General features: G+C 67.6%; 1 protein-coding gene. It reads left to right on the plus strand.

The window, feature by feature from the left end:
- The coding region (locus tag Q3A80_RS31965; RefSeq protein ID WP_446332761.1) for an Ig-like domain-containing protein at nucleotides 1-460 on the plus strand (460 nt) is incomplete at both ends.

The following is a 460-nucleotide window of genomic DNA, read 5'->3' on the forward strand; positions in this document are numbered from 1 at the left end:
GGCAGAAGCGGGCAGCACGGTCAGCATCTACGACGGCACGACCCTGCTCGGCACGACGACGGCCGACCCGACCGGTAACTGGACTTTCACGCCGACTACTGGATTGGGCGAAGGTGCGCATTCGATCACGGTCACCGCAACCGACACGGCGGGCGATGTGAGCGCCCCGAGCGCGGCATTCGACCTGACGGTCGACACGACTGCTCCGGCATTGCCGACGGTGAATGCGACGGACGGTACGTCGCTGTCTGGCACAGCGGAAGCGGGTGCAACGGTCAACATCGACACGAACGGCGATGGCACGCCGGACGCCACCGTGACGGCGGACCCGAGCGGAGCGTGGACGTACACGCCGTCGACCCCGCTGCCGGCCGGCACGGTGATTGGCGTGACGGCTACGGACGCGGCGGGTAATACGAGCCCCTCTGCCTCGGTAACGGTGACGGGTGATACGACAGCG

This window comes from Burkholderia sp. SR8 (genome assembly GCF_052851275.1).